Origin of the sequence: Inquilinus limosus MP06 (assembly GCF_000767795.1) — a bacterium.
Taxonomy (GTDB): Bacteria; Pseudomonadota; Alphaproteobacteria; order DSM-16000; family Inquilinaceae; genus Inquilinus; species Inquilinus limosus_E.
Genome location: NZ_JANX01001014.1, coordinates 1 through 1,171 on the forward strand (window position 1 = coordinate 1; position 1,171 = coordinate 1,171).

Consider the following 1,171-nt stretch of genomic DNA (forward strand, 5'->3'; position numbering starts at 1 on the left):
CGGTGTTGGTGTCGCCCAGCGCCACCGTCGAGGCGGCCAGCGCCTGCGAGGAGAAACCGAGCGCGGTGGCATTCGCCGCCGCCGCATTGGCCGCACGTCCCCCGGCGAACGCATTTTCGGCCCCCGCACGGGACCCGGCACCGATCGCCGTGGAATTCGTTGCCGAGGCATTGGCGAAGGAGCCCACGGCCACGGTGCCGGCCGAGGTGGCATTGGCCGCAGCGCCGACCGCGACCGCATTGACGCCGTTCGCGACCACGCCGGCGGAGCCCAGCGCGAGCGAGTTCACACCCGAGGCATTGGCCAGCTGGCCACCCGCGAATGCCCCCTCGCCGCTGGCGCTGGCGAGAACGCCCACGGCGGTGGCGTTCGCCGCGGTCGCCTGGGAAGCGCGGCCGAGGGCCGTCGAGAAATCCGATGAGGCGACGGAGCCGACACCGACGGCCACAGAGCTCTTGCCGCTGGCGTTGGAGCTGACCCCGAAAGCGGCCGACCCCGAGCCGGCCGCAACCGACCCGGCGCCGACCGCCGTCGAATTGACGCCCGATGCGTTGGCCTGGAAGCCCAGCGCCGAGGCCGCTGTCGCCAGCGCCTTCGCGTTCGGGCCGATCGCCGCGCTGTTTTCCGCCGAGGCTTTCGCGCCGGGGCCGACCGCCGTGGCGAGCTCGGCGGACGCGTTGGAGAAGACGCCGAGCGCCATGCTGTTCGTCGCGCTGGCATTCGAACCGGCGCCGACCGCGGTCGAGCCGCTGGCCCCTCCGGCGGTCGCCGTCACTCCCAGCGCAACCGACTGGCTGGCCGACGCATTCGCCGAGTCACCGAACGCGACGGCCTGGTTCCCGCTGGCATTGGACTGGAAGCCCACCGCCGTCGCGTTCGTGCCCGCCGCCTTGGCTGCCACGCCGGCTGCCATGGCATTGGCGCCGGTGGCGCCGTCGTTCAGGTAGTTCGGCTGCTGGCTGGCGCTGTTGACGCTGTAGTAGTGCAGCGGCGTCGAGGCGGCGATGGCCGAGATCGCCTGGTTGGTGGCGAAGAGCTGGCTGCCGTTGATCGCGTCGGTCGAGTTCAGCGCGATCCGCCCTGCCGCGACATTGGTGATGGTGCGTTCGGCGCCTGCCGCGCCGACGCTGACCGTGCTGGCCGGCGTGGTGCCGGCGAAGTTGTAGGTGGT

Annotated in this window: 1 pseudogene; it reads right to left on the reverse strand. The window is 72.2% G+C overall.

Going from position 1 to position 1,171, the window contains the following annotated elements:
* Window positions 1-1,171 (reverse strand): annotated as a pseudogene (locus tag P409_RS34840) (hypothetical protein); the annotation flags it as partial.